Origin of the sequence: Streptomyces sp. NPDC049915 (assembly GCF_040656475.1) — a bacterium.
In the GTDB taxonomy this organism is placed as follows: Bacteria; Actinomycetota; Actinomycetes; order Streptomycetales; family Streptomycetaceae; genus Streptomyces.
Genome location: NZ_JBFAMH010000014.1, coordinates 1 through 26,432 on the forward strand (window position 1 = coordinate 1; position 26,432 = coordinate 26,432).

The window sequence follows — 26,432 nt, forward strand, 5'->3', positions numbered from 1 at the left end:
GTCGGGGCCGGGGTGGGGGGTGTCCGTCCTCGGTCCGGCCGCCCGTTTCCGACGAGGGGCGCCCTGTGCCGGTGCCGGCCGCTGCGGGCGGACACCCCCCACCCCGGCCCCTTCCCGCCGCGCGCGACTGCGGCAACGCCGTGGCGCGCGGCGGGGGGACTCCTCAACGCCGGGCTACGACGTGTAGTACCCGGCCACGTCCGCCAGAAGGTCGATCGTTCCGCTGTGGTTGTACAGCGTCACCTTGCCGTCCTTGACCGGTACGACGACCTGGTTCGCGACGGTCTGGCCGTTGACCACGTTGAGGTTGGACGTGGCCGGGCGTGGCGTCCCGTACGGGCAGACCGAGACGTAGCCGACGCTCGTGGGGTTGGTGGCCGTCACGTTCATGGTGATCGCGGTGACGCCGGTCGCCGGTACGCCGCCTCGGCCCGTGACCTGCAAGGTCACCGTCTGTGCCGAGCCGATCTTGGCCTTGGGGGCGCCGAGTCCGCTGCGGGTGTCCAGGAGGCGGGCCGGAGTCACCGAGCGGAACCGGTCACCCGCCCCACTGGTGAAGTACCCGGCGACGTCCGCGAGGAGGTCGGTGGTGCCGGCGTGGTTGTAGAGGGTGACCTTGCCGTCCTTGACCGGGACGGTCACCAGGTTGGCCACCGTCTGGCCCGCGACCATGTTCAGGTTGGACGCGGCCGAACGCGGCGTGCCGTACGGGTAGACGGACACGTAGGTGGAGGCGGTCGGGTTGGTCGCGGTCACGTTCATGGTGATCGCGGTGACGCCGGTCGCCGGTACGCCGCCACGGCCCGCGACCTGCAAGGTCACCGTCTGTGCCGAGCCGATCTCGGCCTTGGGGGCGCCGAGTCCGCTGCGGGTGTCCAGGACGCGGCCCGGAGTCACCGACCGGAAGCGGTCGCCCTCGCCGCTGAGCGTGTGGTACCCGGCGACGTCGGCGAGGAGGTCGGTGGTCCCGGCGTGGTTGTAGAGGGTGACCTTGCCGTCCTTGACCGGCACGGTGACCAGGTTCGGCACCGTCCGTCCCGCCGCCGCGTTGAGGCTGGACGCGGCCGAGCGGGGCGTGCCGTACGGGTAGACGGACACGTAGGTGGAGGCGTTCGGGTTGGTCGCGGTCACGTTCATGGTGATCGCGGTGACGCCGGTCGCCGGTACCCCGCCACGGCCGGTGACCTGAAGCGTCACGGTGCCACCGGGGCCGACCTTGGCCTTGGGTGCGCCCAGGCCGCTGCGGGTGTCGAGGATGCGGGCCGGGGACACCGGTTCGTACGTGCCGAGCCGGCCGTGCGTCAGGAACACCTCACCGGTGCGGTGCAGTTGCGGGCCGGTGCCGTCCGCGGGGAGTGCGGTCAGGTCGTAGGTGTAGCGGCCGTCGGCGAGCGCGGCGCCGTTGTCGTCCTTGCCGACCCAGGCTGCCTTCACCAGGCCCCGCGTTTCACCGGCTCCCTGGGTCCGCACCGTGTTGCCGGCGCGGTCCTTGACGGTCAGCGTCCAGGACACGGCGGGCTTGGACAGCCACCAGCGTCCGGTCCAGGAGGCGGTGGTGGTGTCGAGGTCGAGGGTCTCCGGGGTGTCCGAGTCGAGGGTGGTGAGGTCGGAGGCGGGGACGCCGCTGCGGACGACGTGGACGCGGTCCTGGTCGTCGGCGTAGGCGAGGGGGCCGCCGAAGCGGTCCACGGTGAAGTTGATGCCGGCTTTGGAGGGATTGCCGACCACCCGAGTCGTCCCGGCGCCGCGCAGCGGGGTGACGGACAGGACGCCGTCCTGCTGGTGGGCGAGGTAGCCGTCACCGAGCAGGGCCGTGTCGTGGGCGGAGACGGCGATGTTCGCGCCGGAGACGAGGTCGCGGACACCGGCCTTGGCGTCGCACTTCCAGTAGAGGAGGGAACCGTTGACCTGGAGGTCGGTCAGGTCGCAGTCCGCGACCTCGAGCGATTGGCGGGTGGCGCCGGAGCGGACGTCGACGGCCCTGACGCTGCCGGGGGTGCCGGCCGTCTCCCACAGCGTGTCGCCCGTGAGGGCGATCTGCGGGTTGGACGGGTCCGGGTGCGGCTGGTCCAGCACCACTTGGTGGGTGTCGAGATCGCGGACTTCTGCCCGCTGGTCCGGGAGCCGGTATGCGATGTAACGGCCGGAAGCCCGCAGCACGTGGTCCGACGGGTCGACTTCCGCGACGCTCGTGCCGGGCAGGCCCTGTCCCGCCTCGAGCACGTGGATCAGCCCGTTGGAACTTGATCGCAGGAGGACCGAGCGGCCGTCACCGGTGGGAACGATCGACGTGCAGTCGAAACTGCCGCAGAGGTGGTTGTCGAGTTCCTTCCTGGCCCCGGCCGTCGGGTCACCTGCCGTGGCCAGCTCGGTCGAGGTGAGAAGCCCCGTGTTGCCGGGCCCCGTCCCGTACGTCTGGAGAACCCCCTGGGCCAGCGTCGTCGTCTCCAGGCGGGTACGGGTGGGCGGGATGTCGGTGATCTTAGTGACGGCCGGCGGGGCGCCGTCGAGCCCTGCCTGTATCGCGTGGACGGTGCGTTCGATGCCTTCGGCGCGGACCGCGATCACGCGTCCGTCCGGTGAGACAGGGGTGTCGTTGACGACCCGGTCGAGTACCGGCACGTCCGCCCCTCCGGCGAGCGGGCGGGCCACGAGGCGATCGCCGCCGCTCTCGGCGGTGACCCGGGCCAGGACCTGATCGCCGACGAGCGCCACGGGGGTGCCCCCGGCCCAGTCCATCTCGTGGACCGGGGCGGAGAAGTCACCGGTCACGTCCCATATGCGCAGACGGTTCTCGTTCGGGTAGCGGCGGAACAGGTACGTGCCCGCCACAACCGTGTCGTCCGACGTCCCGTACGCGTTCACGTTCGCCGGCTTGGCGGTGAACGTGCTGTCCACCCAGGTGAGGTGAGAGACACCGTTGAGGGTGTACCTGAGGAGGAAGCCGTACGGGCTGGGGACCTTGAAGGAGGGCGTGGAGACGTTGGTCGCGCCCGGCGGCAGGGCCAACGCCTTGTCGGTGACCCCGTCCTCTCCACGCGTCAGCAGGTGCCAGCGGTCAGGATTGCTCCGCTCCGTGGTGATGGCCGACGTGCCCAAGGTGCCCTTGAACGCGAGCCCGTTCGGGATGTCGATCACCTGTGTCGTGCCACGCGTGGGGTCGTACAGCCTGAGCGTGTACCCATCGCCCCAGGCGATCACATCCGAGCCGGTGGCGTAGGGCACCCCCGTGTTCGAGTCGAGCGGGGTGCGCGTGCCGTCGGCGTAGGAGATCCAGGTGTACCCCCCGGCGTACCGCAGGAAGCCGGTCAGGCCCGCGATGGGCAGTCTGGTGTACGGATCCGCCCTGTACTCGGCCGGAAGGACCACCTCGGCAGGGGACGGGGCGGCCATCGCGGCCCCGCCCAGCGGTATGACGCCGATGAGTGCCGCCGCGGTCACCGCGGCAGCCGCCGCGGCACGGCCACGGCGGCGCTTGAGAATGCTGCGCAAGATGAGGGCCCCTCCCCAGGACCGGAAGCCGGAGCCGGGCTCCCCTCCCGGCTCACGAGCCCCCCGACAGTAACCCTTTGCCTTCAGCGCAGTACACCCTCGTCTCCGTCGGCGTACACCCCCGCCTTCGCCGCCTCGTACGCCGCCCGGGCCGCCCGCTGCGCGGCGGCGGGGCCGGGGGCCGTCCCCGTCGTCAGCAGCTCGTAGCAGAGGGGCGCCGACACCGCCCGTACGACCGCTCCCGCATCCGTCCCGCGCGGCAACTCCCCTCGCTCCGCGGCCTGTTCCATACACGGAGCCCACTCCGCCGCCCGTACCTCGCAGAACCGCCGCAGTGCCTCCGCCGTGCGCGCGTCGCAGGCCGCCGCCGCGATCACCGCCCGGAAGAGGGCTCCCTGCCGGGGGTCCGCCAGGGTGCGCTGCACCAGGGACGCGTGCGCCCGCAGATCGCCGAGTACCGCTCCGGTCTCCTCCCGCGGCAGCGACTGCTCGGCCATGTCCGCGAGCAGATCGGCGACCAGGCCCGTCGCCGACCCCCACCGCCGGTAGACGGTCGTCTTGCCGACCTCCGCCCGCCGCGCGACGTCCGCGAGGTCGAGCCGGTCGAAGCCGTGCTCCACGAGCGCGTCCCCGGCCGCCCGCAGCACGGCCGCGCGGACACGTGCGGTGCGCCCGCCGGGACGTACGGTGCCGGGTTCGGCGGACATAACGGCCTCCTTGGTGCACGGACGGGTTACCCCGTCAGCGTAACGAAACAGCAGAACCGTTTAACGCTCACCGAGCGTGACATCCACGTGTCCGTGCACGTCATCGGCCTGATACCGTCCCGGCCAACGGCCGATTTTTTCCTCCTGGTCCGTCTCATCCGGTCGCCAAATAGGTTTCATCGCTGAGAGGTTGGAGCATGCCGGACGACGTCGCCGCAGCCCGGGCCGCCGCCGAGGAGGAGTCGGCCTTCTCGCATCCGCCCGTCGACCCCGACGCCACCGCCGCCTACGGCGACCACCCCGACCAGGTGATCGACTTCTACGCCCCACGCGTCCAGGCCGGCCCGACCGCGGCCGCTCCTCTGATCGCCGTCCTGCACGGTGGTGCCTGGCGGGCGCCGTACGACCGGCGGCACATCAGCCCGTTCGCGGACTTCCTGGCGCGGCGCGGGTTCGCTGTGGCCAGCGTGGAGTACCGGCGGGGGAGCGCCACGGAGGGTGACGCCGTCGCGGGCCGTTGGCCGGAGACGTTCGACGACGTCGCCGCCGCGCTGGACGCGCTGCCGGGCCTGGTCCGCGAGGCGCTGCCGCAGGCCGACGCGCGCCGCACGGTCGTCACCGGCCACTCCGCCGGCGGTCACCTCGCCCTGTGGGCGGCGGCCCGGCACGTCCTGCCCGCCGACGCGCCCTGGCGCACCGACCGCCCGGTGCCGTTGCGCGGTGTGGTCGCCCTCGCCCCGATCGCGGACTTCACGGTCGCGGAGACGCTCGATGTCTGCGGAAACGCGGCCCGTCAACTGCTGGGCGGTGGCGGGTCGTTCGCAGAACGCCGGCCGTACGCGGACCCGGCCCTGCTGCTGCCCACCGGCATCGCGACCACGCTCGTCCAGGGCCGCGCCGACCTCGACGTCCCGCAGGCCGTCGCCGAGTCGTACGCCGATGCGGCGGCGAAGGCGGGGGAGGTGGTCGGCCTGACGCTGCTGGAGGACGTGGGTCACTTCCCCCTGATCGACCCGGCGGCGGACGCGTGCGCGGTGGTCGCGGAGGAGATCGCCCAGCTGGCGTGGTGAGGTCGTGGTGAGCCCCCGCGTTCACCGCCTTCGCCGAGCACGTCAGGGCGGAGCCCCGTCGTACCCGTAGTACCTGAGAGCTACGGCGCAGATGAGCTCCCCGGAGTGACGCGGGTGAGGCGCCGCGCTCCGTAACTTCCTTGTCAGGCAGGCCCGGTGGACGGGCCGCACGGCGGGGAGGCGATCGGTGGACACGGGGGAGTACGGCGCGCGGCAGAACCCGGCGCGACGGCGAGGACGGCGACTGCTCCGCGCGCTGCTGGCCGCACTGATCACCACCGCGGTCGTGCTGCCCCTCTCCGCCGCGGCCCGGCCACAGATCCCCGCCCCGGCCCCGGCGCAGCTCCCGCCCGTGACCCGGGCCACGCTGCCGCGGGCGTACGCCGCGAACCGGGCCAACGCCCTGGAGGCGGCCCGGCTGGCCGCGGCGTACGGCGACACGGCACGGGCGCGGGCGGAACGGGCCCTCGCGGATCGCCGGCTGCTCGCCTTCGACGGCCGGGGAGCGGGCCGCGCCATAGAGGTGCTCGGCGACCTGGCCCGCGCCGACCGGATAGCCGTTCTCGTGCCCGGTTCGGACACGTCCCTCGGCACCTACGCCCGCTTCCGCGCGACGGCGACCGCGCTCGCGGCCCGCCTCGGCAGAGAGGCACCACCGGGGACGGCCACCGCCGTGGTGGCGTGGCTCGGTTACGACACCCCGGGCACGGTCAGTACGACGGTCCTCACCCCGGACAGGGCGGACCAAGCCGCCCCGGCACTGCGGGACTTCGTACGGCAACTGCACGTCATCGCGGGCCCCTCGGCCCACGTCACCCTTCTGTGTCACTCCTACGGCTCGGTGGTGTGCGGTCGTGCGGCGGACCGGCTGGCCGTGGACGACATCGCCCTGGTCGGCAGCCCGGGCACGGGCGCCGACGACGTGGCCGCGCTGCACACCACCGCCCGGGTGTGGGCGGCGCGCGGCGGCGACGACTGGGTGGCCGAGGTGCCGCACGTGCGGGCGGATCTGTTCGGGACGACCGTCGGCTTCGGTACGGACCCGGTGGACCCGGCGTTCGGTGCCCGCGTCTTCGCGGCCGGCGACGGCGGGCACAGCGACTACTTCCGGCCGGGTTCGGTGTCCCTGGCGAACCTCGCCCGGATCGTGCTCGGCGAGCAGGCGGAGGTGTCCGGTGCGTGAGCAGTCGACGCGGACGAGAGCCGGCAGGATCGCCGCCCGGATCGCTGCCGCCACCCCGGCCGGCCGGGACCGGGCCGTGGACGCGCTGCGGGCCGTCGCCATCCTCGGTGTAGTGCTCGGGCACTGGATGGTGACCGCACTGGTCGCCGACGGCGGCAGCCTGCACACCGCGAGCCCGTTGCGGTCGATGCCGTGGCTGGCGCCGGTCTCCTGGCTCTTCCAGACCCTGGCGGTGTTCTTCCTGGTCGGCGGGCACTCCGCGACCCGCGGTCTGGCGGCGGCACGGCGGCGTGGCGTTCCCTACCGGCGGTGGCTGGCGGACCGGCTCGGGCGGCTGTTCCGGCCGGTGGCGGCCCTGCTGGTGCTCTGGGCGGTGGCGGCGGCGCTCCTGGTGGTGACCGGCGCCGAGCTGACCACCGTGCACACGCTGGTCAAGCTGGCGCTGTCACCCCTGTGGTTCCTTGTGGTCTTCGCCGGGCTGACGGCGGCGACCCCGCTGCTGACCCGGCTCAACCCGCTGTGGCCGCTCGCCGTCGTCCTCCATGTGGACCTGGTGCGCTTCGGACTCGGCGGGCCGGCCTGGCTCGGCTGGGTGAACGTGGTGGCCGGCTGGCTGGTGCCCTACACCCTGGGCGCCGCGTGGACGAGGGGTGAGCTGGAGCGGCGGCGGGCCGGGTGGCTGCTGCTGGGCGGGGGTGCCGTGGCGACCGTGGCGCTGGTGGCATGGGCGGGCTATCCGGCGTCCATGGTCGGGGTGCCGGGCGCGGCGGTGTCCAACCTCGACCCGCCCACCCTGGCCGCCGTCACGTTCGGGCTGGCCCAGTGCGGGCTGGCGCTGTCGGTGCGCGACCGGTTGCGCCGGGCCCTGCGCCGGCCGGTGGCCTGGGCGGCGGTGGCGCTGGTGAACCTGTCCGCGATGACGATCTTCCTGTGGCATCAGACGGCTCTGATGGCCACCACGGCCGGCGCGCTGCTCGTCGGTCGGCTGCCCGGTCTGCACACGGCACCCGGCGGCCTCGGGTGGGTGGCGGTCCGGCTGTTGTGGCTACCGGTGTTCGCGGTGGTGCTGGGCGTGTGCTGGACCGCCTTCCGGTGGCACGAGCAGGGCGGTTCGCGGGGCCGGTCCCGGGTGGTGCGTTCGCACCGCCCGGAGGATCGCCGGACCTCGGGGGAGGCGCGCCATGTCTAGGCTGAGCGGCGTGACGGAATCGGGGGTGGGCCGGGTGGTGCTGCGCTGGCTCCGGGTGCTGCGCGACGACCTGTGGACGATGCGTGCGGACCCCCTGCCGCCGTTCGTGTGGCTGCGCTGGTTCCCGCACGGCCTGCTGTGTCTCGTCGCGTTCGGGGTGACGTTCGGCGCGGTGGCGCAGCTGGTGAGCAACGGCGGCGTCGGCGGGCAGCTCGCCTTCCTGATCGGGCTCGCGCAGGGCGGTGCGGTGGTGTTCGCGCTGTGGCGGCCGGTGCCGGCGTGGTGGCTGTCCATGGCCGGCACGCTGGTGGGCGCCGTGGAGGTGCGGCGCCGGCTGATGGCCGGCGGCGCTCACGACTTCACCTGGCCCTGGTCGTCGGCCGGGATCATCGGACACATGGCCGTGCTGCTGCTGCTCGCCCTGCGGATGCGCACCCGGGTGTCGGTCGAGGCGCTGGCCGTGACCGCGCTGTTCACCTATGTCGCGCAGGGAGTGTGGGGCGCGACCCGCTACACGCCCACCGGACCGCTCGCGGTCATCCTGTCCACGGTCGTCGTGGTGCTCGGCATCGCCTTGCGCGGTCGCCGCGAGGCCCGCGCCCAGCTGGAGCAGCAGACCACGCTGACCGCCGAGGAGCGGGCCCGGCGCGCCCTGCTGGAGGAACGCAACCGGATCGCCCGGGAACTGCACGACGTGGTGGCCCACCACATGTCGGTGATCTCCATCCAGGCCCAGGTCGCACCGCACCTGGTCAAGGACCCGCCGCAGGAGCTGAGGGAGAACCTCGCCGGGATCCGGCAGAACGCGCTGGAGGCGCTGACCGAGCTGCGCCGGGTGCTGGGCGTGCTGCGCTCGGAGCTGCCCGAGGACCTCGGCACCCTCGGACAGGGCCGCGACACCGCCGGTCCCGGCACCGCGCCCGACGCCCCGCAGCCCACCCTGGACCGGCTCGGCAGCCTCATCGACAACACCCGTGCCGCCGGCCTGGAGATCCGCACCGACATCCGGGGCGACGCGGTGCCGTATCCGCCGGGGGTGGAGCTGTCCGCGTTCCGCATAGTGCAGGAGGCGCTCAGCAACGTCCTGAAGCACGCGCCGGGTGCCGCCGTGCGCGTCGAGGTCGTCCACTTCCCCGACGGTCTCTACCTCGGGGTGACCAACTCCCGCCCGACGCGGCCCGCCACGGAATCCTCGGGCAGCGGGCACGGGCTGCTCGGCATGCGGGAGCGCGCCACGATGCTCGGCGGTCATGTCATCGCCCACCCGACCCTGCACGGCGGTTTCGCCGTCTCGGCGTTCCTGCCCCGGGACGGCCGCCCGTTCGCCGACCGGCCGGCGCCGCCCCCCAGATACGACGTGGAACTCATCTTCCCGACAGGAGACGACCTCGCATGACGAGCGGCCCCATCCGCGTACTGATCGCCGACGACCAGCAGATGGTCCGCCAGGGCTTCACCGTGCTGCTCGACACCCAGCCCGACATCGAGGTGATCGGGCAGGCCGTCGACGGTCGGGACGCGGTGGCGAAAGTGGCGGAACTGGCCCCGGACGTCGTCCTGATGGACATCCGCATGCCCGAGATGGACGGCATCGAGGCCACCCGCCGCATCAAGGCCGCCACCCCCGAGGTCAAGGTGCTGGTGCTGACCACCTTCGACCTCGACGAGTACGTGTACGACGCGCTGCGTTCCGGCGCGGCCGGGTTTTTGCTGAAGGACGCCTCCGCGGACCAGCTCGCGGAGGCGGTGCGGGTGGTGGCGGCCGGGGACGCGCTGCTCGCGCCGGGCATCACCCGGCGGCTGATCACCGAGTTCACCCGCCTCAACGAGGTGCCCCGCGCCCCGCTGAAGGAACGGATCGCCGACCTCACCGAGCGCGAGACGGAGGTGCTGGCGCTGATCGCGCAGGGTTTGTCCAACGCGGAGATCGCCCAGCGCCTCGTCGTCGCGGAGCAGACCGTGAAGACCCACGTGGGCCGCATCCTGGTGAAACTGGGCCTGCGGGACCGCACGCAGGCGGCGGTGTTCGCCTACGAGTCGGGCCTGGTGCGGCCGTCCGGCTACTGACACGGCCCGGCCCGGTCGGTACCCGTAGTACTTGAGACGGACCCCGCAGGACCCCTCTCACTGGTGACGACCGGGACACCCGGCCCGGCCTACCGTGTGGAGCGTGACCGAGACGACCCCCACGCACACCACACCGCCGCAGGGCGCGGACGGCGGGTACGCCGCGTACAAGCCGCGCAGCCCCGAGGTCCGGGCGGCCGTGCAGGCGCTGCGCGGCCTGCGGCAGGACCTGCTGCACGACGCCTTCGCCTACCGCCCGCTGCCCCGCAGGTCCACGGACGGTCCCCTTCTGCGTGCCGTGCCGGTGCGGCTGCGGCGGTTCGTCGTGTGGGCGCCGCACACGGTCGTGGGTGGGCTGGCGCTGCTGGTCTGGATGATCGGCGCCACGCCCTCACCGGGCTGGCCGCCGTATCTGCTGATGAGCTTCCTGCCGGCGGCCGCCGTGCTGCTGACGCTGCTCAGGCCGGTCGCCGCGTTCTGGCTGTCGCTGGTCTCGGCACCCGTCCTGTGCGTGGTGGACCCGCTGTGGGACCTGTGGCCGTTCCAGCCGGGCAGCTTCGTCGCGCACCTGTGCGTCATGACGGTCGTGGCGATCCGCACCCGCCCGCGCACCGCCGCCTGGATGTGGCTGCTGACGTTGGTGTACGGGGGGATGGCCGAGCTGCTCGCGCATCCCTTCGAAGGCACGACCACGATGCCCATGCTGTTCCTGTCGGCGGTGCTGCTGCTCGCCGTCACCGTCTGGCACATCCGCCGGGACGCCGAGCAGGAGGTCACCGCCCAGCAGACGGTCACCGCGCACGAGCGTTCGCGGCGCACCCTGCTGGAGGAGCGCACCACCATCGCGCGCGAGCTGCACGACGTGGTCGCCCACCACATGTCGGTCGTCGCCATCCAGGCGGAGGCCGCGCCCTACCGGGTGCAGAACCCGCCGGAGGAGCTGGAGAGAGCCTTCGCCACGATCCGGGAGAACGCGGTGGCGGCCCTGACCGAGCTGCGCCGCGTACTGGGCGTCGTACGGGCGGAGGACTACGAGGCCCCGGAGGCGCCGCAGCCCACGCTGGCCGACCTGGACGCCCTGCTGGCCAATGTGCGCCAGGCCGGCCTGGACGTGGACAAGGGGGTGACGGGCGCGGTGCGCGAGCTGCCGCAGGGCGTGGAGCTGTCGGCGTACCGGATCGTGCAGGAGGCGCTGAGCAACACCCTGCGGCACGCGCCGGGCGCGAGCGCACGGGTGGAGATCGGGTACGTCCTCGGCGGGCTGGGCCTGCGCATAGTCAACGGCCCGCCGCCCGGCCCCGCGCCGGTCAGGAAGTCACCCGGCGCCGGGCACGGGATCACCGGCATGCGGGAGCGGGTGACCATGCTGAACGGGGAGATGACGGCGGGCCCCATGGCCGACGGCGGCTACGAGGTGGCGGTGTTCCTGCCGGTGACCGCGGCGGCGGAGGGCACCCCATGACGATCCGGGTACTGATCGCGGACGATCAGATGATGGTCCGGGAGGGTTTCTCGGTCCTGCTGAACGCGATGCCGGACATCGAGGTCGTCGGGGAGGCGGTCAACGGCCGCGAGGCGGTGGACCGGGTACGCGAACTCGCCCCGGACGTGGTGCTGATGGACATCCGGATGCCCGAGCTGAACGGCATCGAGGCGACCCGGGAGATCGTCGCGGCGGACGCGTCGGCGAAGGTTCTGGTGCTGACGACGTTCGATCTGGACGAGTACGTGTACCAGGCGTTGCGCGCGGGCGCCTCCGGCTTCCTGCTGAAGGACGCCTCGGCCCGCCAACTCGCCGACGGGGTCAGGGTGGTGGCGGCCGGTGAGGCGCTGCTCGCGCCGTCGGTGACCCGGCGTCTGATCACCGAGTTCTCGCGGCTCTCCGACGCTCCGCGGCTGCCGTCGGCGGCGCAGGCGTACGGGGAGCTGACCGAACGGGAGACGGAGGTGCTGGTCCTGATTGCCCAGGGCCTGTCCAACGCGGAGATCGCCGAACGGCTCGTGGTCGCCGAGTCGACGATCAAGACCCATGTCAGCCGCATCCTGGTGAAGCTGGGTCTGCGCGACCGCACCCAGGCGGCGGTGTTCGCCTACGAGACCCGCCTGGTGACCCCCGGCTGACGGCCCGGTGCGCGGCGCCGGCGGCCCGGCGGCGGTGGGCCGGCGGCGGTGCTGCCGGCCCACCGGGGGGCGACCGACGCCGGGCAAGCGCACCCGCCCGGCTGCCAGGGTCAGCGGGCCTCCCCGTCGTCCTCGCCGTCCCCAACCGCCTCGCCGTTCTTGCTCTTGCCGTCGCCGAGGCGGTCGGTGAGCGGTTCCAGCAGCAGGCCCACGGTGGCGACGGCGACGGCCGGCAGCAGGGAGTGGGCACGAACTCCCGGTGTCCACTCCAGCAGCATCACGCCGACGAGGAACGCCGACAGCCAGCCGAAGGCGGCGTCGCAGACGCGGGCCACGGACGGTGACGGGTGCAGCGAGGCGCGCACGAGCGCACGCGCCGGCACCGTGATGGCCATGGCGACGGCCGCGCACGGGCCCATCAGCAGCAGCGCCCACAAGACGGGCAGGACCCCGTCGAACTCCACCGCGTCGGGGAAGACCGCGGCCGTGACGAGCAGGACGAGCAGGAACACCAGCCCGACCAGCCCGGCCACGAACAGTACGAGTCCCCCCATGACCAGGCGGGCGAGCCGCTTCTCACCAGGCGTCGACGGTTCGTCATCCATCCGGCTGCCCTCGCTTACGCGGCGATGATGATGATCGCCTTGGCGAGGTCACTGGCGATGTCGTGCGGTATCCCGGCCTTCATCAGCGCCAGTGCCAGCGCGTGCTCGCCCCAGTTCTCCACGGCGTCGATCGCGTCGGCGATCTTGTTGCCGTTCTTGGCGACGTACTTGGCCGCCTTCGGCGAGACCCGCTTGAGCACCTTGCCCAGCCACACCCCGCCGTGCCGGAAACCGGCCACGACGAGCTTGCGGACGATGGTGCTCCAGCCGAACCCCGGCATCGGCTTGCCGGGGGCCTTGCCCTCCAGCCGGTCGGCGTAGGCCTCGAACTGGGCGATCTCGGCGGTGTCGGAGCCCCCGTCGGCCTTCATCCGCTCAATGAGATCCCGCACCTCGGCCGCGGTGAACGTCGGCTCGCCGGTGTCGGTGACGGTGGTGCGGGCCACGCTCTGCGCTTCCGTGGCCTCGGCCAGCGGAGCCGTAACCCCCAGAGCCATCGCTGCGGTGGCCACGATCGCGGCGGCGCGTATGGCAGTCGACGATGTCACGTCGGTGTTCCCCTCTTGTGCAATTGTGCAAGTGGTGCCTGTTGGTCAGACAGACACGACGCGGTCCGCCCCCTCTCCTCGGCCGCTGGTCGGGCGACCGGAGCGGGGCAACCGCGACAGAGGCGATCATGTAGAACAACAGCCGCTGAAGACAACGGCTTTGAGCAAGAACTGAGCAAGGACCGAACCGGCGGCCGCGTCGGGGGGCGGCGACGTCCCGCACCCCTGGCCAGACGGCGGGCTCCCGCGTTAGCGTCCGTGCATGTCAGCGGTCACCGACCTCGCCTTCGACCCCTGGAACCCGCACTTCGTCGACAACCCCTACCCCGCCTACGCCGAACTGCGCGAACGCGGCCGGGTGCTCTACTACGAGCCGACGAACCAGTGGCTGGTCCCGCACCACGCGGACGTCTCCGCGCTGCTGCGGGAGCGCCGGCTGGGGCGGACGTATCTGCACCGGTTCTCGCACGAGGAGTTCGGGCGCACCCCGCCCCCGCCGGAGCACGAGCCGTTCCACACGCTCAACGACCACGGCATGCTCGACCTCGAACCGCCGGACCACACCCGCATCCGGCGTCTGGTGTCCAAGGCGTTCACCCCGCGCACGGTCGAGCAGCTGAGGCCGTATGTGCACGCGCTGGCGGGCGACCTCGTCCAGCGGCTCGTCGACGCGGGCGGCGGGGACCTGCTCACCGATGTCGCCGAGCCGCTGCCCGTCGCCGTGATCGCCGAGATGCTGGGCATCCCGCACAGCGACCGGCATCTGCTGCGCCCCTGGTCGGCGGCGATCTGCGGGATGTACGAGCTGAACCCGTCCGCGGAGACGGCGGCCAGGGCCGTGCGGGCGTCGGTGGAGTTCTCCGACTACCTGCGCACGCTGATCGCGGAGCGCCGCGCGCAACCCGGCGAGGACCTGATCTCCGGGCTCATCGCCGCGCACGACGAGGGCGACCGGCTCACCGAGCAGGAGATGATCTCCACTGCCGTCCTCCTCCTCAACGCCGGTCACGAGGCCACCGTCAACGCCACGGTCAACGGCTGGTACGCCCTGTTCCGCCACCCGGACCAGCTGGCCGCCCTGCGCGCCGACCCCTCCCTGGTTCCCACCGCGATCGAGGAGCTGATGCGCTACGACACCCCGCTGCAGCTCTTCGAACGCTGGGTGCTGGACGAGATCGAGATCGACGGCACGACGATCCCCAGGGGCGCGGAGATCGCCATGCTCTTCGGCTCCGCCAACCACGACCCGGCCGTCTTCGCCGACCCCGGCCGCCTGGACCTCACCCGCCGCGACAACCCGCACATCTCCTTCAGCGCCGGCATCCATTACTGCATCGGCGCCCCCCTGGCCCGTATCGAACTGGCCGCCTCGATGAGCGCGCTGCTGACCAAGGCCCCCACTCTCGCCCTTGCCGCCGAGCCCGCACGCAAGCCGAACTTCGTGATCAGGGGCTTGGCGGGGCTGCGGGTGGAGGTGGGATGATCACTCGTTCGGATGATCACCGATCGATCCCCGGCGGCCGCCGACGCGGGTTCGTCACGCTGGTGCTCGCCTGCGAAGGGAGGCACCATGACGGTTATGGCAGAGCGCGCTTCGTCCCAGTTGTCGGTGGACACGTTCGAGCGGATCGCCGAGTTCGCCGAGCGTGAGGACGAGACCGTCAGGTTCGAGTTCATCGACGGACGGATCGGGGTCAAAAAGGTGACGAACGGCAGTCACGGAGAGATCGCGATGTGGCTGGTCTTTCGGTGCAAGCAAGCTCGCCCCGACCTGACCCTCAACGTAACGGGCCAAGGACTCAAGACAGAGGCCTACCGCAAGGGCCGGGCCCGGCCCGACGCCGTGCTCGCACCAGTCGGGTATTTCAACGGGCAGGGTGACTGGGCCGATCCTGACGGCGTACTGATGACCGTGGAGATCACCTCGTACGACGCGGACACTCATCAGCGGGACCGTGTGGAAAAGCCCAAGGCCTACGCCGAGGCCGGAATCCCCGTCTACCTGCTCATCGACCGCGATCACCTTTCGTTGGTCGTCCACAGCGATCCGGATCCGCAGGTCGGTTACCGGATCGTCCGCACCGCGAAGCTGGGTGAGAAGGTCGTCCTGCCCGATCCGGTCGGCATCGAGCTGGACACCGAAGACCTCACCCAGTACACGGACTGACCTGCGTCACGCGGTCAGGTCCCGCCTCCGCACCCCCACCAGCCCCACGGCGACCAGCACCGCCGCCAGCCCCACCAGTACCCGCACCGGCCCCCACGCCATCTCCCCGCCCGGCAGCTTCGGCAGGTGGCCGAAGGGGGAGAGGTTCACAACCGCCCGGGGGGCCATCAGCACCAGGACGTCGCCGGGATGATGGAACGCCGGCGGGCGTACCGGGCGGCACGGCGGGGTGACCGGCGCCCGAGCCGGCGTGGCGTCGCCCCCTCGCCTCACTCCGCCGCCGGCACCGTGAGTGCCCACGCCCCCTGCGCCACCGTCCACGTCCGTCGTCGTACCGGGCCCGAGACCGCCGCGTCCGCGCGGTAGCGGAAATCCGCGCCCGTGACCGTCACGCGGCGGCCCGTCGCCCGCAGCGGGGTGGCCGCCGCGCCGACCGACACCGGCCGCACCTCGACTTCCGCGACCCCCGCGGCTCCCGGCAGCACCGACACGCCCGACACCGGCTGCTCCGTGCCGACCAGCAGTTCCCCGTCGACCTCCACCCGCAGCCGGGCCGGACCGTCGGCGTCCGCCGCCGCGCGGGCCGGGCGGGCGGGCACCAGCGCGTGCACGAGGGACCGGCAGGTACGCAGCCACGGCCGTACCGCCTCCGCGCCCTCCGCCCCCGGCGGGGCCTCCCGCAGCGGCGGAATCCGCAGCTCGCCCAGCACCACCCCGTCGCTGTCGTCGACCAGCAGGTCCAGGCGCCGCTCGGCCCCGTCGAGGACGGCCCGCGCCGCCGCCACGGCACCCGTCGGCACGCCGAGCGCCCCCATCACGGACAGCCGGCCCCCGACCGGGACCACCGACAGCGCGCAGCCGGCCAGCTCCCGGCGGCGGTGCAGCAGGGTCACCGCCCACGCCAGGGTGCGGTCGTCACCGATCACGACCGGCCTGCGGGATCCCCGACGGAGCAGCATCCGGGCGAATTCCTCCGGGCCCTCCGGCAGGCACACTTTCGTCGCCGCACCCGCGCTGAGCACGTCTTTCGCGATCCGGACGGACTCTGGGTCCGTCCGCCGGGCGACCGGATCGATGATCACCAACAGCTGGTCGGACATCGCGAAGGTCGCCACCTCGGTCCTGCCTCGCTTCCTCGGGTAGCATCTTTGTGCAAGAGCCCCTTGCGCTATTGCGCCAGGGGCTTCGTCTATTCCGGGGCATCCGGTCCGACGGTAGCGGCCAACGACGGCCGTGGTGCACGCGGCGGAACCCTTCCGCGTACGCCCCTGACCTTGGACATGCCCCGCCCGGAAGGGGTGTACGCGCGTGCCCGCACTTGTGCTGCTCGGTGCTCAGTGGGGTGACGAGGGCAAGGGAAAGGCCACCGACCTGCTCGGTGGATCGGTGGATTATGTAGTGCGCTATCAGGGCGGCAACAACGCCGGCCACACAGTCGTCGTCGGCGACCAGAAGTACGCACTGCACCTCCTCCCTTCCGGAATCCTCTCCCCCGGTTGTACGCCCGTCATCGGAAACGGTGTCGTCGTCGACCCGTCGGTCCTGCTCTCCGAGCTGAGCGGTCTGAACGAGCGCGGCGTCGACACGTCGAAGCTCCTGATCAGCGGCAACGCGCACGTCATCACGCCGTACAACGTCACCGTCGACAAGGTGACCGAGCGCTTCCTCGGAAAGCGCAAGATCGGCACGACCGGGCGCGGCATCGGGCCGACCTACGCGGACAAGATCAACCGCGTCGGCATCCGGGTGCAGGATCTCTACGACGAGTCGATCCTTCAGCAGAAGGTCGAGGCGGCCCTCGACGTCAAGAACCAGATCCTCACCAAGCTCTACAACCGGCGCGCCATCACCGCCGACCAGGTGGTCGAGGAGCTGCTGGGCTACGCCGAGAAGATCAAGCCGTACGTCGCCGACACGGTGCTGATCCTGAACCAGGCCCTGGAGGACGACAAGGTCGTGCTCTTCGAGGGCGGCCAGGGCACGCTGCTGGACATCGACCACGGCACGTACCCCTTCGTCACCTCCAGCAACCCGACCGCCGGTGGCGCCTGCACCGGTGCGGGTGTCGGCCCGACGAAGATCGGCCGGGTCATCGGCATCCTCAAGGCGTACACGACCCGGGTCGGCGCCGGTCCGTTCCCGACCGAGCTGTTCGACGAGGACGGCGACGCGCTGCGCCGCATCGGTGGCGAGCGGGGTGTCACCACCGGCCGTGACCGCCGCTGCGGCTGGTTCGACGCGGTGATCGCCCGCTACGCGACCCGCGTGAACGGCCTGACCGACTTCTTCCTCACCAAGCTCGACGTGCTCACCGGCTGGGAGCAGATCCCGGTCTGCGTGGCGTACGAGATCGACGGCAAGCGCGTCGAGGAGCTGCCGTACTCGCAGACCGACTTCCACCACGCGAAGCCGGTCTACGAGATGCTGCCGGGCTGGAGCGAGGACATCAGCAAGGCGAAATCCTTCTCCGACCTGCCGAAGAACGCGCAGGCCTATGTGAAGGCGCTCGAGGAGATGTCCAGCGCGCCGATCTCCGCGATCGGTGTGGGCCCGGGCCGGGACGAGACGATCGAGATCAACTCGTTCCTGTAGTCCTCGTCCGATCCTCTGACACGTGCGGGCGCCTCCGCCAAGCGGGGGCGCCCGTTTCGTGGTCGAATCGGGGCATGCGTGAGGCGCCGTGCCAGGGCCCGTACGGCGGTGAGGTCCAGGGCACGGAGTGCGGTGAACGAGCCCGCTTCGAGGTGATCCGGCACCGGCGGGCTCCCCTGCACGTGTGCCCGGTCCACCTGGGCCCGGCGCTCCTGCTCGCCGACGCGATCCTGTGGCCCCCCGAGATCCGCCTGATCGCATGACCGTGCCGCCTGAACCACCAAGAAGAAAAGCCATATATGGGCATATCCTGAGCTTGCACTTCGCGCGTCTCGACCGAAGAAGGTGAGTGCGATGCGCGTACTGCTCAGAGCTGAGATGGACACGGACAAGGCGAACGACGCCGTCCGCAACGGCACCCTGGGGAAGCTGATGCAGGAGGCGATGGAACAGATCAAGCCCGAAGCCGCCTACTTCACCGCCGACAACGGCCACCGCTGTGCCTACTTCGTCTTCGACATGCAGGACAGCTCCCAAATGCCGGTGATCAGTGAGCCGTTCTTCCAGAACCTGGGCGCCCAGGTCTCCTACACCCCGGTGATGAACCCCGACGACGTGCAGAAGGGTCTCTCCCAGCTGGGCCGCTGACCTCAGCTGAACACGATCATCGAGCCCTGCGCCAGACTTCGCGTCGCCGCCGCGTGCAGCCCCAGCCACACGTGCCGTTCGCGGGCGAAAGGGCTCGGGTCGTAGGGCGCCGGCTCGGCCGGCTGCTCCAACTCCGTCGGCTCCTGGGGCGGCTGCGGCGCTGCCGGCGGGTTGGCCGGGTCGATGCCGAGCGCCGGGGCGACCTGCTCCAGCTCCCGCAGCAGTCCTTGTGAAGATCCCAACGGGCCGCCGCCGGCAAGGAGTTCGTCATTGGCCAGCGGGTGCGGGAAGTCCAGCGGAACGTACGCGCCGGCGTGGTCGTAGTGCCAGACCAGGTGGGACTGCTGGGCCGTCGTCTCGAACATCTCCAGCAGCTGCTCGTAGTCCCCGCCCAGTTCGTCCACCGGCGTCACCGGCAGCCCGCACAGCTGGAGCAGGTGCGCGCGGCGCAGGAAGTGCAGCGCGTCGTAGTCGAACCCGGCGACCGGGCCGACGTCGCCGGACAGTCCCGGCATGTACTGGTACACCGGCACCGGCGGCAGGCCGGCTTCGGCGAGCGCCGCGTTGTACTGGGCGAGTTCCTCGGCGAACGGGTTGTCGGGCGCGTGGCACAACACGTCGACGAGCGGTACCAGCCACAGGTCACAGGCCAAAAGGAGCTCCTCACACAGCAACAGCGCACGCCTTGGTCAGGGCAGCGTATTCGCTGTCACCCGCCCCCGTAAGGCGCGGGTGTGTCCCCGTCAGGCGTCGTTTTCCCCCGCGCCCGGCGCCTCACCCCTGTGAGCCGCGAGCTGTTCGATCAGCGCGAGGGAGTGCGCGTTGTACGACGTGACGATCGAGCGGGCGGTGGCGGTGTCGCGCCGGGACAGGGCGTCGACCAGCTCGGTGTGGCGGGCCCACAGGTGGCCGCGCAGGTCGGTGAGCAGCCGCAGATGCTGCACCGCGCACACCCAGGACTGCACGCGCAGCCGGTGCAGGAAGTCGGCGAGGTAGGGGTTGCCGAACAAGGTGCTCAGCTCCCGCCAGAACCTCAGGTCGTAGCCGATCAGCACGGTCAGGTCGCCCGCCCGCGCCGCCCGCTGTGCCTCCTCCGCGCGCCGCCGCACCCCGGCGGCCGCGGCCGCCACCTGCGGTTCGTGCAGGTTCCGGTAGCCCTTGTGGCCGTCGTCGAGGGCCGTGAACATCCCCTCCACGACCAGGCTGCGGGCCTCGATGATGCCCCGGTAGTCCTCGACGGAGTACTCGTGCACACGGAAGCCGCGGTGCTGGTCGGCCTCCAGCAGGCCCTGCGCGGCGAGGTCGACGAGCGCCTCGCGCACCGGCGTCGCGGAGACGCCGTACTGCTCGGCGATCTCCTTGACCGTGAACTCCTGCCCGGGCTGGAGCCGGCCGGCCAGCACTTCGTCGCGCAGTGCGTCGGCGATCTGCTGCCGCAGGGTGCTGCGGGTCACGGCGCCGGTGCCGGTACTGCCGGGCATGGTCGTGGGAGCTCCTTCCGGAACGCGCGTAGGTGGCGGGCTCGCAGGGTGTCTACGAGCACGCCACCTTACGCGTTCGGCCCACCGGGGGCGCCCCCCGCGGGAGCTACGCCGTGTACTCGTCGGCGACCGACAGGGCCGTGTCCAGCGCCGCGAGACCCTCCTTGAGCTCGGCCTCGCTCACGTTGCACGGCGGGACGACATGGGTGCGGTTCATGTTCACGAACGGCCACACGCCGTGCGCCTTGGCCGCCGCCGCGAAGGCCGCCATCGGCGCGTTCGCCTCACCGGCCGCGTTGTACGGCACCAGCGGCTCGCGCGTCTGCCGGTTCTTCACCAGCTCCAGCGCCCAGAACATGCCGGTGCCGCGGACCTCGCCGACGCTCGGGTGCCGCTCGGCCAGGTCGGCGAGGGCGGGGGCGAGCACCGTCTCGCCGAGCCGGCGGGCGTGCTCGACGACGCCCTCCTCGGCCATCACGTTGATCGTCGCCACGGCCGCGGCGCAGGCCAGCGGGTGCCCGGAGTAGGTGAGCCCGCCCGGGTAGGGCCGCTTGGAGAAGGTCTCGGCGATCGCCCCGGAGATCGCCACACCGCCCAGCGGGACGTATCCGCTGTTCACGCCCTTGGCGAAGGTCATCAGGTCCGGTACGACGCCGAACAGGTCGGCCGCGAACCACTCACCGGTGCGGCCGAACCCGGCCATCACCTCGTCCAGGATGAACACGATCCCGTACTTGTCGCAGATCTCGCGCACCCCGGCGAGATAGCCGGGCGGCGGGACCATGATCCCGGCGGTGCCGGGCACCGTCTCCAGGATGATCGCGGCGATCGTGGCCGGCCCCTCGAAGGCGATGGTCGTCTCCAGGTGCTCCAGCGCCCGCGCGCACTCCTGCTCCTCCGTCTCGGCGTAGAAGCGGGAGCGGTAGAGGAAGGGCGCCCAGAAGCGGACGACACCGCTGGTGCCGGTGTCGCTGGCCCAGCGGCGCGGGTCGCCGGTGGCGTTGATCGCCTGCTGGGTGCCGCCGTGGTACGAGCGGTACGCCGAGAGCACCTTCGGACGGCCGGTGTGCAGCCGGGCCATGCGGATCGCGTGCTCGACGGCGTCGGCGCCGGCGTTGGTGAAGAAGATCTTGTCCAGGTCGCCCGGGGTGTGCTCGGCGATCAGCCGGGCCGCCTCCGAACGCGCCTCGATCGCGAAGGCCGGCGCGAACGTCGTCATCGTCGCCGCCTGCTCCTGGATCGCGGCGACGACCTTCGGGTGCTGGTAGCCGATGTTCGTGTAGACGAGCCCGCTGGTGAAGTCGAGGTAGCGCTTGCCGTCGTAGTCCCAGAAGTACGACCCCTCCGCGCCGGCGACGGCGAGCGGGTCGATCAGGTCCTGCGCGGACCAGGAGTGGAACACGTGCGCGCGGTCCGCGGCCTTCACCGCGGCGCCGGTCTGGGGGTCGGGCAGATGAGGGGTCATGCCGGCGAGCGTAAATGTCCGCGATGCGGAAGCGGTATCGGCGTCCTGTCTGTGGACAGGGCCTTTGTGCGACAGGTTGTCGATGCGGGTTCCGTCTCTCCGGGCGCCATTGACAGCAATCTGTCGTAGTGACAGCCTGCTGTCATAGATGGATTCGCTGGAGGCAGCCATGAGCAGCACCGACCGCAAGCCTGTGCACCTCGCCGTCTACGACACCCTCGCCGACTGGGAGACCGGCCACGCCACCGCGCACCTCGCGCTCGCCGGCTTCCCCGTCCGCACCGTCGGCCCCACCCGTGAGCCCGTGACCAGCATCGGCGGCCTGCGCATCCAGCCCGACCTCGCCCTGGACGAGGTACGCCCCGAGGACAGCTCCCTGCTGATCCTGCCCGGCGCCAACGACTGGAACGCCGACGGCGACCCCCTCGCCCCCTTCGCCCGCACCGCCCGCGCCTTCCTGGACGCCGGTGTCCCGGTCGCCGCGATCTGCGGCGCGACCCGCGGGCTCGCCCGCGAGGGCCTCTTCGACGACCACGCCCACACCAGCGGGGCGCCGCAGTACCTGGCGGCCACCGGATACGCCGGCGGCGACCGGTACGTCGAGACGGACGCCGTCACCGACGGCCTGCTGATCAGCGCCGGGCCCACCGAGCCGGTCGCCTTCGCGCGGGAGATCTTCCGGCTGCTCGGCGCCTACGACGAGCGCGTGACCGACGCCTGGTACCGCCTCTTCCACGACTCCGACGCGACGGCGTACGCCGAGCTGCAGCAGGCCGGCACCCGGTGAGCCGAGCCCGTCAGGAACTGCTCAGCCGCACCGCGCTCGGTGTCTTCCGGCTCAACGGGCAGTTCCTCGCCGTGGCCGAGGAGCTGGCCCGGCCGGCCGGGCTGACCGCCGCCCGGTGGCAGGTCCTGGGAGCCGTACTGGCCGAGCCGCTGCCGGTCGCCGGGATCGCCCGCGCGATGGGCATCACCCGGCAGAGCGTGCAGCGGATCGCCGACCTGCTGGTGGAGCGGGGGCTGGCCGAGTACCGGCCGAACCCGGCCCACCGCCGCGCCAAACTGCTCGCGCCCACCGAGGCCGGGCGCGCGGCCGTCGCCCGTATCGGTCCCCGGCACGCCGCTTTCGCCGACCGGCTGGCCGACGCCTTCGGGGAGGCGGAGCTGACATCCGCCGTCGAACTGCTGGAGCGGCTGGACGTGGTCCTGGACAAGCTGGACCCGGCTGTTACGGAACCGTAGACACCGGCCCGTCCGCCTGCGCCGACCCCGCAACTATCGTGGGTCCGTTGCACAGGGGGAGGGGCAGGGCATGGAGAAACTGGGGCCGGGGGATCCGCAGCGCATCGGCGTCTACCGGCTGCTGGCGCGGCTCGGTGCCGGCGGCATGGGGCAGGTGTATCTGGCCCGCTCCGACCGGGGGCGCACGGTGGCCGTGAAACTGGTGCGCGAGGAACTGGCCGCGCAGGAGGAGTTCCGCGCGCGCTTCCGGCAGGAGGTGCAGGCCGCGCAGCGCGTCGGCGGGTACTGGACGGCGCCCGTGCTCGACGCCGACACCGAGGCCGCCGTGCCGTGGGTGGCCACCGGGTACGTCGCCGGGCCGAGCCTCGAGCGGGTCGTCGGCCACGACCACGGGGCCCTGCCGGAGCGCTCGGTGCGCATCCTGGCGGCGGGCCTCGCGCACGCCCTCACGGACATCCACGCGGCGGGCATCGTCCACCGCGACCTGAAGCCCTCCAACGTGCTCGTGACGATCGACGGCCCCCGCGTCATCGACTTCGGCATCGCGCGGGCCCTGGAGACGCCGGCCCGGGAGGGGCTCACCCGCACCGGTTCACTGGTCGGCTCACCCGGCTTCATGGCGCCCGAGCAGGTGCGCGGCGACCGCATCACACCGGCCTGCGACGTCTTCTGCCTGGGCTCGGTGCTGGCCTACGCGGCCACCGGCACCCTCCCCTTCGGCTCCGCCACGAGCGGGGTGCACGCGCTGATGTACCGCATCGCCCAGGAGGAACCCGACCTGGAGGGCGTGCCGGAGGGCATCGCCGACCTGGTCCGCGAGTGCCTGCGCAAGGACCCCGCAGCCCGCCCCACCCTGGACCGCGTCCTGGAGCACACCGGCGCGGAGGACACCGTCACCGACGGCCGCTCCCGCGACCCGTGGCTCCCCGGCACCCTGGTCGCCCAACTGGGGCGCCACGCGGTGCGGTTGCTGGACACGGAGAACCCGGAGGGAGCCGGTCCGGCCACAGCGGGTCCGGCTCCGGACGCGCCGGAGGCCGGGGGTGACCCGAGGGCGGCCGACGGTGCCGCACCCGACGCCGCGAAGGCGGTTGCGGGCGGCGGTGCCGAGGCTGCCGTGGCAGGCGGGCCGCCGGCCACGGCACCGGACGCTGCCAGCGGTGCCCCGGGTGCCGTCTCGCCCGCCCCGGTCGCCCCGGCCGGCGCTCCGCGCATCGTGGCGGAACGGCCGGCCGCCGCGCCCGGCGCCGCTCCCGAGCACGGTTCCGCCGCCGGCGCGGCCGTGGCGCCCGGTGTGCCCGGCCCCCGGGACGGGGCAGCCGGCCCGCCTCCGCCGGGGCAGCCGGGGCATCTGCCGACGATGGCCGCCGGAGCGGGCGGCGGCGCGGCGCGCGGTACCGGCGCGGCACCGGGCACGACCGCCCCCGCGCAGACGCCCCCGCACGGCCACCCCCAGCCGGCCGGGCCGACACCCACCCCGCACACCCCGCCCCAGCCGGGCCACCCGCCCGCGTCGTACGGCGTCCCCCAGCAGCCCGGCGTCCAGCACGCGCAGGCGGCTGCGCCGCAAGGGCCGTACCACGGGAGTCCCGGATACCCGCAGACCCCGGTGGCCCCCGCCCCCTACGGTCACCCGCACCCCCAGTCCTCTCCCGCACCCGGGGCCTACGGCCACCCGGGGCAGCCCGGTGGCTGGGCAGGGCCGGGGTACGCGGGGCCGGGCGGCGGGCTCGGGGGCACGCCGCCGTACGGGCCCCCGCCCTTCGGACCGCAGGACCCCCCGCGCCGCAGCGGTCGTTCCACCGTGCTGCTCGTCGTGATCGCGGTGATCGTCGCGCTCGCCGCCGGCGGCTCGGTGTACGCGTTCATGAGCGGGGGCGGCTCCGGCAAGGGGTCCCACCCGTCCCCGACCGCGACCGGCGCGCAGCCCTCCCCGCAGCCGACCACCGACGCCCCGTCCCCGACCCCGACCCCGACCCCGAGCCCGTCCACGCAGAACGGCGCCGTCCCGCAGGGGTACCTCGGCACCTGGGCCACGACCATCGACAACGGGACCGGCCTCAACACCCGCGTGCTGACCATCCGCCAGGGCGAGGTGGGCGACACAATCCTCACCCTCCTCGCCGAGGGCCCGGCCGGCAGCGGCACCTACCACTGCGCGTTCGCGGCCTCCCTCAGCGCGGCGCCCGGCCCGGACGGCCCGCTGCAGATCGGCCCGTCGACCGTGATCACCGGCCCGCCGTCCTCCTGCTCACCGGGCGCGGCCACGGAGGTCACCCTGCTCCCGGACGGCAGCCTGGAACGCGTCAACACCAGCAACGGAGAAAAACTGACGTACACCCGCCAGAGCTGACCCCCGGCTGAGCGAGCTCACAGCCGACGTAACTGCACCACACCCGCGCCCAGACCCCCAACCGCCTCAACGAGGCTCAGGCGGCCGCTGCCGCGGCATGTTCGGCCGGGTGCCACCACCCGGCGGCATCGGAAAGCGGCCGTGCACGACCGTGCCGTCCTGCCGCGTCCCCGGCGAGGCCACCGTCGACTGGATGCCGAGCGGCGCGGAGCCGGTGCGGAACTCCACCATCCAGTCCGCCGTCTCGGTGCGCACCAGCTCCGTGATGTCCTCCGAGAACCGCCGCAGCACCCCCAGGCACCGGTCGGCGGCCTCGCTCGCCGTGCCCTCGGTCGGCCCCAGCACCTCGCGCACGCTCTCCGAGGCCCAGTCGAACTGGAGCACCTGGAGCCGGCGCTGCACGGCCTGCGCGGTCGCCACGTCCCTTATCCAGCCGGACGTCACCCCGAAGAACCGGTCCACGCCCACGCACGCCACCGCCAGCATCAGCGCCAGATAACCCCAGGGCGCGACGCCGCCGATCACGCCGGTGAGGTCCAGCAGCGGCAGCGCGGCCCCGGCGACCGCGCCCAGGGCCGCCCCGGCGCGCAGCAACCGCGCCCCGCGCCGCTTCCACACGCGGTCGGCGAGATACCAGGCCGACGTCTCCAGCGCCCCGCGCTCCACCCAGCGGTACAGCTCGTCCAGGCGCTGCGCGGGCTCGCCCCAGTCGCCGAGCGGGAACGCCCGCCCGGTCAGATCGCCCGGCCGCAGCCCGGCCGCACCCTCGCCCCACCCGTCCTGAGGCGGACCCTCGGGCTGCATCTCCGGCTGACCCACCCCGGCACTCCCTACTGATCCCGACCGACCGCGACCGATCACGCTGCGTGACCCAGTGACCCATGACCCATGACCCATGACCCAGTGACGCGTGATGCTGATGCGCCGGACCCTTCCTACCGCCCAATGGGTGGCGAGGGGTGACCTTTGGCCTCTTTTCCGCCCGGAAGAGGGCCTTGATCAGGTATAGGAGACGAGATCGACTCACTCGAAAGAGTGGCGGGGCGATGCCCTCCCGGACCACGTAGGCTCATTCCGAGAGCAGTAATTCCGCACGGAACGCGCGCACCGACGCCAAGGAGCTGAAGACGTGATCCCCGGTGGTGGCCAGCCGAACATGCAGCAGCTGCTGCAGCAGGCGCAGAAGATGCAGCAGGACCTTGCCAGGGCCCAGGAGGAACTGGCGAACACGGAGGTCGACGGCCAGGCGGGCGGCGGCCTGGTGAAGGCCACCGTGACCGGCTCCGGCGAACTGCGCTCCCTGAAGATCGACCCCAAGGCCGTCGACCCGGAGGACACCGAGACGCTGGCCGACCTGATCGTGGCGGCCGTCCAGGCGGCCAACGAGAACGCGCAGAACCTCCAGCAGCAAAAGCTCGGCCCGCTGGCGCAGGGACTGGGCGGCGGCACCGGCATCCCCGGTCTGCCGTTCTAGTCACCTGTCTTTCTGAGTCGGGTGTCGG

At 72.4% G+C, this 26,432-nt stretch carries 26 protein-coding genes; 16 read left to right on the plus strand and 10 right to left on the minus strand.

Going from position 1 to position 26,432, the window contains the following annotated elements; genetic code table 11:
- Window positions 1-174: 174 nt before the first annotated feature.
- Entirely contained in the window at window positions 175-3,492 is a 3,318-nt protein-coding gene (locus AB0J12_RS23450) for a FlgD immunoglobulin-like domain containing protein (RefSeq protein ID WP_363266316.1), read from the minus strand.
- 83 nt (window positions 3,493-3,575) lie between these two features.
- Window positions 3,576-4,199, minus strand: coding sequence for a TetR/AcrR family transcriptional regulator (locus AB0J12_RS23455; RefSeq protein WP_363266317.1), 624 nt, complete (start codon window positions 4,197-4,199; stop codon window positions 3,576-3,578).
- Window positions 4,200-4,396: 197 nt separating this feature from the next.
- Here AB0J12_RS23455 and AB0J12_RS23460 point away from each other — a divergent pair, with 197 nt between their 5' ends.
- The 7 genes from AB0J12_RS23460 to AB0J12_RS23490 all read left to right on the plus strand — a co-directional run bounded on the left by AB0J12_RS23460 (window position 4,397) and on the right by AB0J12_RS23490 (window position 11,829).
- Entirely contained in the window at window positions 4,397-5,269 is an 873-nt protein-coding gene (locus AB0J12_RS23460) for an alpha/beta hydrolase (RefSeq protein ID WP_363266318.1), read from the plus strand.
- 187 nt (window positions 5,270-5,456) lie between these two features.
- Window positions 5,457-6,452, plus strand: a complete 996-nt coding sequence (locus AB0J12_RS23465) for an alpha/beta hydrolase (RefSeq protein ID WP_363266319.1) — start codon at window positions 5,457-5,459, stop codon at window positions 6,450-6,452.
- Window positions 6,445-7,641 (plus strand): acyltransferase, encoded by a 1,197-nt coding sequence (locus tag AB0J12_RS23470; protein ID WP_363266320.1) that lies wholly within the window; start codon window positions 6,445-6,447, stop codon window positions 7,639-7,641. Before AB0J12_RS23465 ends, AB0J12_RS23470 begins: the two co-directional genes overlap by 8 nt.
- On the plus strand, window positions 7,634-9,037 hold the full coding sequence (locus AB0J12_RS23475) for a sensor histidine kinase (RefSeq protein ID WP_363266321.1): 1,404 nt from the start codon (window positions 7,634-7,636) through the stop codon (window positions 9,035-9,037). Before AB0J12_RS23470 ends, AB0J12_RS23475 begins: the two co-directional genes overlap by 8 nt.
- The gene (locus tag AB0J12_RS23480) at window positions 9,034-9,708 is read left to right on the plus strand and encodes a response regulator transcription factor (protein ID WP_363266323.1); all 675 of its coding nucleotides are present in this window, start codon (window positions 9,034-9,036) and stop codon (window positions 9,706-9,708) included. The genes AB0J12_RS23475 and AB0J12_RS23480 overlap by 4 nt, the downstream gene beginning before the upstream one ends.
- A 103-nt stretch (window positions 9,709-9,811) precedes the next feature.
- The gene (locus AB0J12_RS23485; RefSeq protein ID WP_363266324.1) at window positions 9,812-11,170 is read left to right on the plus strand and encodes a histidine kinase; all 1,359 of its coding nucleotides are present in this window, start codon (window positions 9,812-9,814) and stop codon (window positions 11,168-11,170) included.
- Window positions 11,167-11,829, plus strand: a complete 663-nt coding sequence (locus AB0J12_RS23490) for a response regulator transcription factor (protein WP_363266325.1) — start codon at window positions 11,167-11,169, stop codon at window positions 11,827-11,829. The genes AB0J12_RS23485 and AB0J12_RS23490 overlap by 4 nt, the downstream gene beginning before the upstream one ends.
- 110 nt (window positions 11,830-11,939) lie before the next feature.
- Here the strand turns inward: AB0J12_RS23490 and AB0J12_RS23495 are convergent, their stop codons facing one another.
- Window positions 11,940-12,434, minus strand: a complete 495-nt coding sequence (locus AB0J12_RS23495; protein WP_363266326.1) for a hypothetical protein — start codon at window positions 12,432-12,434, stop codon at window positions 11,940-11,942.
- A 14-nt stretch (window positions 12,435-12,448) separates the two neighbouring features.
- A complete protein-coding gene (locus tag AB0J12_RS23500; RefSeq protein WP_363266327.1) occupies window positions 12,449-12,982 on the minus strand; it encodes a hypothetical protein in 534 nt (177 codons plus the stop codon).
- A gap of 262 nt (window positions 12,983-13,244) precedes the next feature.
- Between AB0J12_RS23500 and AB0J12_RS23505 the strand changes: the two genes are divergently transcribed.
- Both AB0J12_RS23505 and AB0J12_RS23510 read left to right on the plus strand, forming a co-directional pair.
- The gene (locus AB0J12_RS23505) at window positions 13,245-14,465 is read left to right on the plus strand and encodes a cytochrome P450 (protein WP_363266328.1); all 1,221 of its coding nucleotides are present in this window, start codon (window positions 13,245-13,247) and stop codon (window positions 14,463-14,465) included.
- 87 nt (window positions 14,466-14,552) lie between these two features.
- A complete protein-coding gene (locus tag AB0J12_RS23510; protein WP_363266490.1) occupies window positions 14,553-15,149 on the plus strand; it encodes a Uma2 family endonuclease in 597 nt (198 codons plus the stop codon).
- Between the two features lie 6 nt (window positions 15,150-15,155).
- Here AB0J12_RS23510 and AB0J12_RS23515 read toward each other — a convergent pair whose 3' ends face one another.
- Together AB0J12_RS23515 and AB0J12_RS23520 are read right to left on the minus strand one after the other, a co-directional pair.
- The gene (locus tag AB0J12_RS23515) at window positions 15,156-15,317 is read right to left on the minus strand and encodes a hypothetical protein (protein WP_363266499.1); all 162 of its coding nucleotides are present in this window, start codon (window positions 15,315-15,317) and stop codon (window positions 15,156-15,158) included.
- 101 nt (window positions 15,318-15,418) lie between these two features.
- Window positions 15,419-16,249 carry a diacylglycerol kinase family protein gene (locus AB0J12_RS23520; protein ID WP_363266329.1) on the minus strand — a complete coding sequence of 277 codons (831 nt, stop codon included), beginning with the start codon at window positions 16,247-16,249 and terminating at the stop codon, window positions 15,419-15,421.
- A gap of 208 nt (window positions 16,250-16,457) precedes the next feature.
- Between AB0J12_RS23520 and AB0J12_RS23525 the strand changes: the two genes are divergently transcribed.
- From AB0J12_RS23525 to AB0J12_RS23535, 3 genes are all read left to right on the plus strand, one after another.
- On the plus strand, window positions 16,458-17,741 hold the full coding sequence (locus tag AB0J12_RS23525; protein ID WP_363266330.1) for an adenylosuccinate synthase: 1,284 nt from the start codon (window positions 16,458-16,460) through the stop codon (window positions 17,739-17,741).
- 74 nt (window positions 17,742-17,815) lie between these two features.
- A complete protein-coding gene (locus AB0J12_RS23530) occupies window positions 17,816-18,004 on the plus strand; it encodes a hypothetical protein (RefSeq protein WP_363266332.1) in 189 nt (62 codons plus the stop codon).
- 91 nt (window positions 18,005-18,095) lie between these two features.
- On the plus strand, window positions 18,096-18,389 hold the full coding sequence (locus AB0J12_RS23535) for a hypothetical protein (RefSeq protein WP_363266333.1): 294 nt from the start codon (window positions 18,096-18,098) through the stop codon (window positions 18,387-18,389).
- A 2-nt stretch (window positions 18,390-18,391) separates the two neighbouring features.
- On the opposite strand, the gene AB0J12_RS23540 is transcribed toward AB0J12_RS23535, so the two are convergent.
- From AB0J12_RS23540 to AB0J12_RS23550, 3 genes are all read right to left on the minus strand, one after another.
- Complete coding sequence (locus AB0J12_RS23540) at window positions 18,392-19,042, minus strand: hypothetical protein (protein ID WP_363266334.1); 651 nt, start codon at window positions 19,040-19,042, stop codon at window positions 18,392-18,394.
- 90 nt (window positions 19,043-19,132) lie between these two features.
- Window positions 19,133-19,870: a GntR family transcriptional regulator gene (locus tag AB0J12_RS23545; protein ID WP_363266335.1), complete on the minus strand. Its 738-nt coding sequence runs from the start codon at window positions 19,868-19,870 to the stop codon at window positions 19,133-19,135.
- Window positions 19,871-19,976: 106 nt separating this feature from the next.
- Window positions 19,977-21,335, minus strand: coding sequence for an aspartate aminotransferase family protein (locus AB0J12_RS23550; RefSeq protein WP_363266336.1), 1,359 nt, complete (start codon window positions 21,333-21,335; stop codon window positions 19,977-19,979).
- A 169-nt stretch (window positions 21,336-21,504) separates the two neighbouring features.
- Here AB0J12_RS23550 and AB0J12_RS23555 point away from each other — a divergent pair, with 169 nt between their 5' ends.
- From AB0J12_RS23555 to AB0J12_RS23565, 3 genes are all read left to right on the plus strand, one after another.
- Window positions 21,505-22,122, plus strand: a complete 618-nt coding sequence (locus AB0J12_RS23555) for a type 1 glutamine amidotransferase family protein (protein WP_363266337.1) — start codon at window positions 21,505-21,507, stop codon at window positions 22,120-22,122.
- The gene (locus AB0J12_RS23560) at window positions 22,119-22,577 is read left to right on the plus strand and encodes a MarR family transcriptional regulator (RefSeq protein WP_363266338.1); all 459 of its coding nucleotides are present in this window, start codon (window positions 22,119-22,121) and stop codon (window positions 22,575-22,577) included. Before AB0J12_RS23555 ends, AB0J12_RS23560 begins: the two co-directional genes overlap by 4 nt.
- A 70-nt stretch (window positions 22,578-22,647) precedes the next feature.
- Window positions 22,648-24,930, plus strand: a complete 2,283-nt coding sequence (locus AB0J12_RS23565; protein WP_363266340.1) for a protein kinase — start codon at window positions 22,648-22,650, stop codon at window positions 24,928-24,930.
- A 66-nt stretch (window positions 24,931-24,996) separates the two neighbouring features.
- Here the strand turns inward: AB0J12_RS23565 and AB0J12_RS23570 are convergent, their stop codons facing one another.
- Window positions 24,997-25,749, minus strand: a complete 753-nt coding sequence (locus tag AB0J12_RS23570; protein WP_363266341.1) for an SLATT domain-containing protein — start codon at window positions 25,747-25,749, stop codon at window positions 24,997-24,999.
- A gap of 310 nt (window positions 25,750-26,059) precedes the next feature.
- On the opposite strand from AB0J12_RS23570, the gene AB0J12_RS23575 reads away from it, so the two are divergent.
- Window positions 26,060-26,404: a YbaB/EbfC family nucleoid-associated protein gene (locus AB0J12_RS23575; protein WP_363266342.1), complete on the plus strand. Its 345-nt coding sequence runs from the start codon at window positions 26,060-26,062 to the stop codon at window positions 26,402-26,404.
- Window positions 26,405-26,432 lie beyond the last annotated feature (28 nt).

Coding starts and splice junctions, on each gene's coding strand:
- AB0J12_RS23455 (WP_363266317.1), bottom strand. CDS start 4,199: ATGTCCGCCGAACCCGGCACCGTACGTCCCGGCGGGCGCACCGCACGT.
- AB0J12_RS23460 (WP_363266318.1), top strand. CDS start 4,397: ATGCCGGACGACGTCGCCGCAGCCCGGGCCGCCGCCGAGGAGGAGTCG.
- AB0J12_RS23475 (WP_363266321.1), top strand. CDS start 7,634: ATGTCTAGGCTGAGCGGCGTGACGGAATCGGGGGTGGGCCGGGTGGTG.
- AB0J12_RS23480 (WP_363266323.1), top strand. CDS start 9,034: ATGACGAGCGGCCCCATCCGCGTACTGATCGCCGACGACCAGCAGATG.
- AB0J12_RS23490 (WP_363266325.1), top strand. CDS start 11,167: ATGACGATCCGGGTACTGATCGCGGACGATCAGATGATGGTCCGGGAG.
- AB0J12_RS23495 (WP_363266326.1), bottom strand. CDS start 12,434: ATGGATGACGAACCGTCGACGCCTGGTGAGAAGCGGCTCGCCCGCCTG.
- AB0J12_RS23505 (WP_363266328.1), top strand. CDS start 13,245: ATGTCAGCGGTCACCGACCTCGCCTTCGACCCCTGGAACCCGCACTTC.
- AB0J12_RS23510 (WP_363266490.1), top strand. CDS start 14,553: ATGACGGTTATGGCAGAGCGCGCTTCGTCCCAGTTGTCGGTGGACACG.
- AB0J12_RS23515 (WP_363266499.1), bottom strand. CDS start 15,317: ATGGCCCCCCGGGCGGTTGTGAACCTCTCCCCCTTCGGCCACCTGCCG.
- AB0J12_RS23520 (WP_363266329.1), bottom strand. CDS start 16,249: ATGTCCGACCAGCTGTTGGTGATCATCGATCCGGTCGCCCGGCGGACG.
- AB0J12_RS23530 (WP_363266332.1), top strand. CDS start 17,816: ATGCGTGAGGCGCCGTGCCAGGGCCCGTACGGCGGTGAGGTCCAGGGC.
- AB0J12_RS23535 (WP_363266333.1), top strand. CDS start 18,096: ATGCGCGTACTGCTCAGAGCTGAGATGGACACGGACAAGGCGAACGAC.
- AB0J12_RS23545 (WP_363266335.1), bottom strand. CDS start 19,870: ATGCCCGGCAGTACCGGCACCGGCGCCGTGACCCGCAGCACCCTGCGG.
- AB0J12_RS23550 (WP_363266336.1), bottom strand. CDS start 21,335: ATGACCCCTCATCTGCCCGACCCCCAGACCGGCGCCGCGGTGAAGGCC.
- AB0J12_RS23555 (WP_363266337.1), top strand. CDS start 21,505: ATGAGCAGCACCGACCGCAAGCCTGTGCACCTCGCCGTCTACGACACC.
- AB0J12_RS23565 (WP_363266340.1), top strand. CDS start 22,648: ATGGAGAAACTGGGGCCGGGGGATCCGCAGCGCATCGGCGTCTACCGG.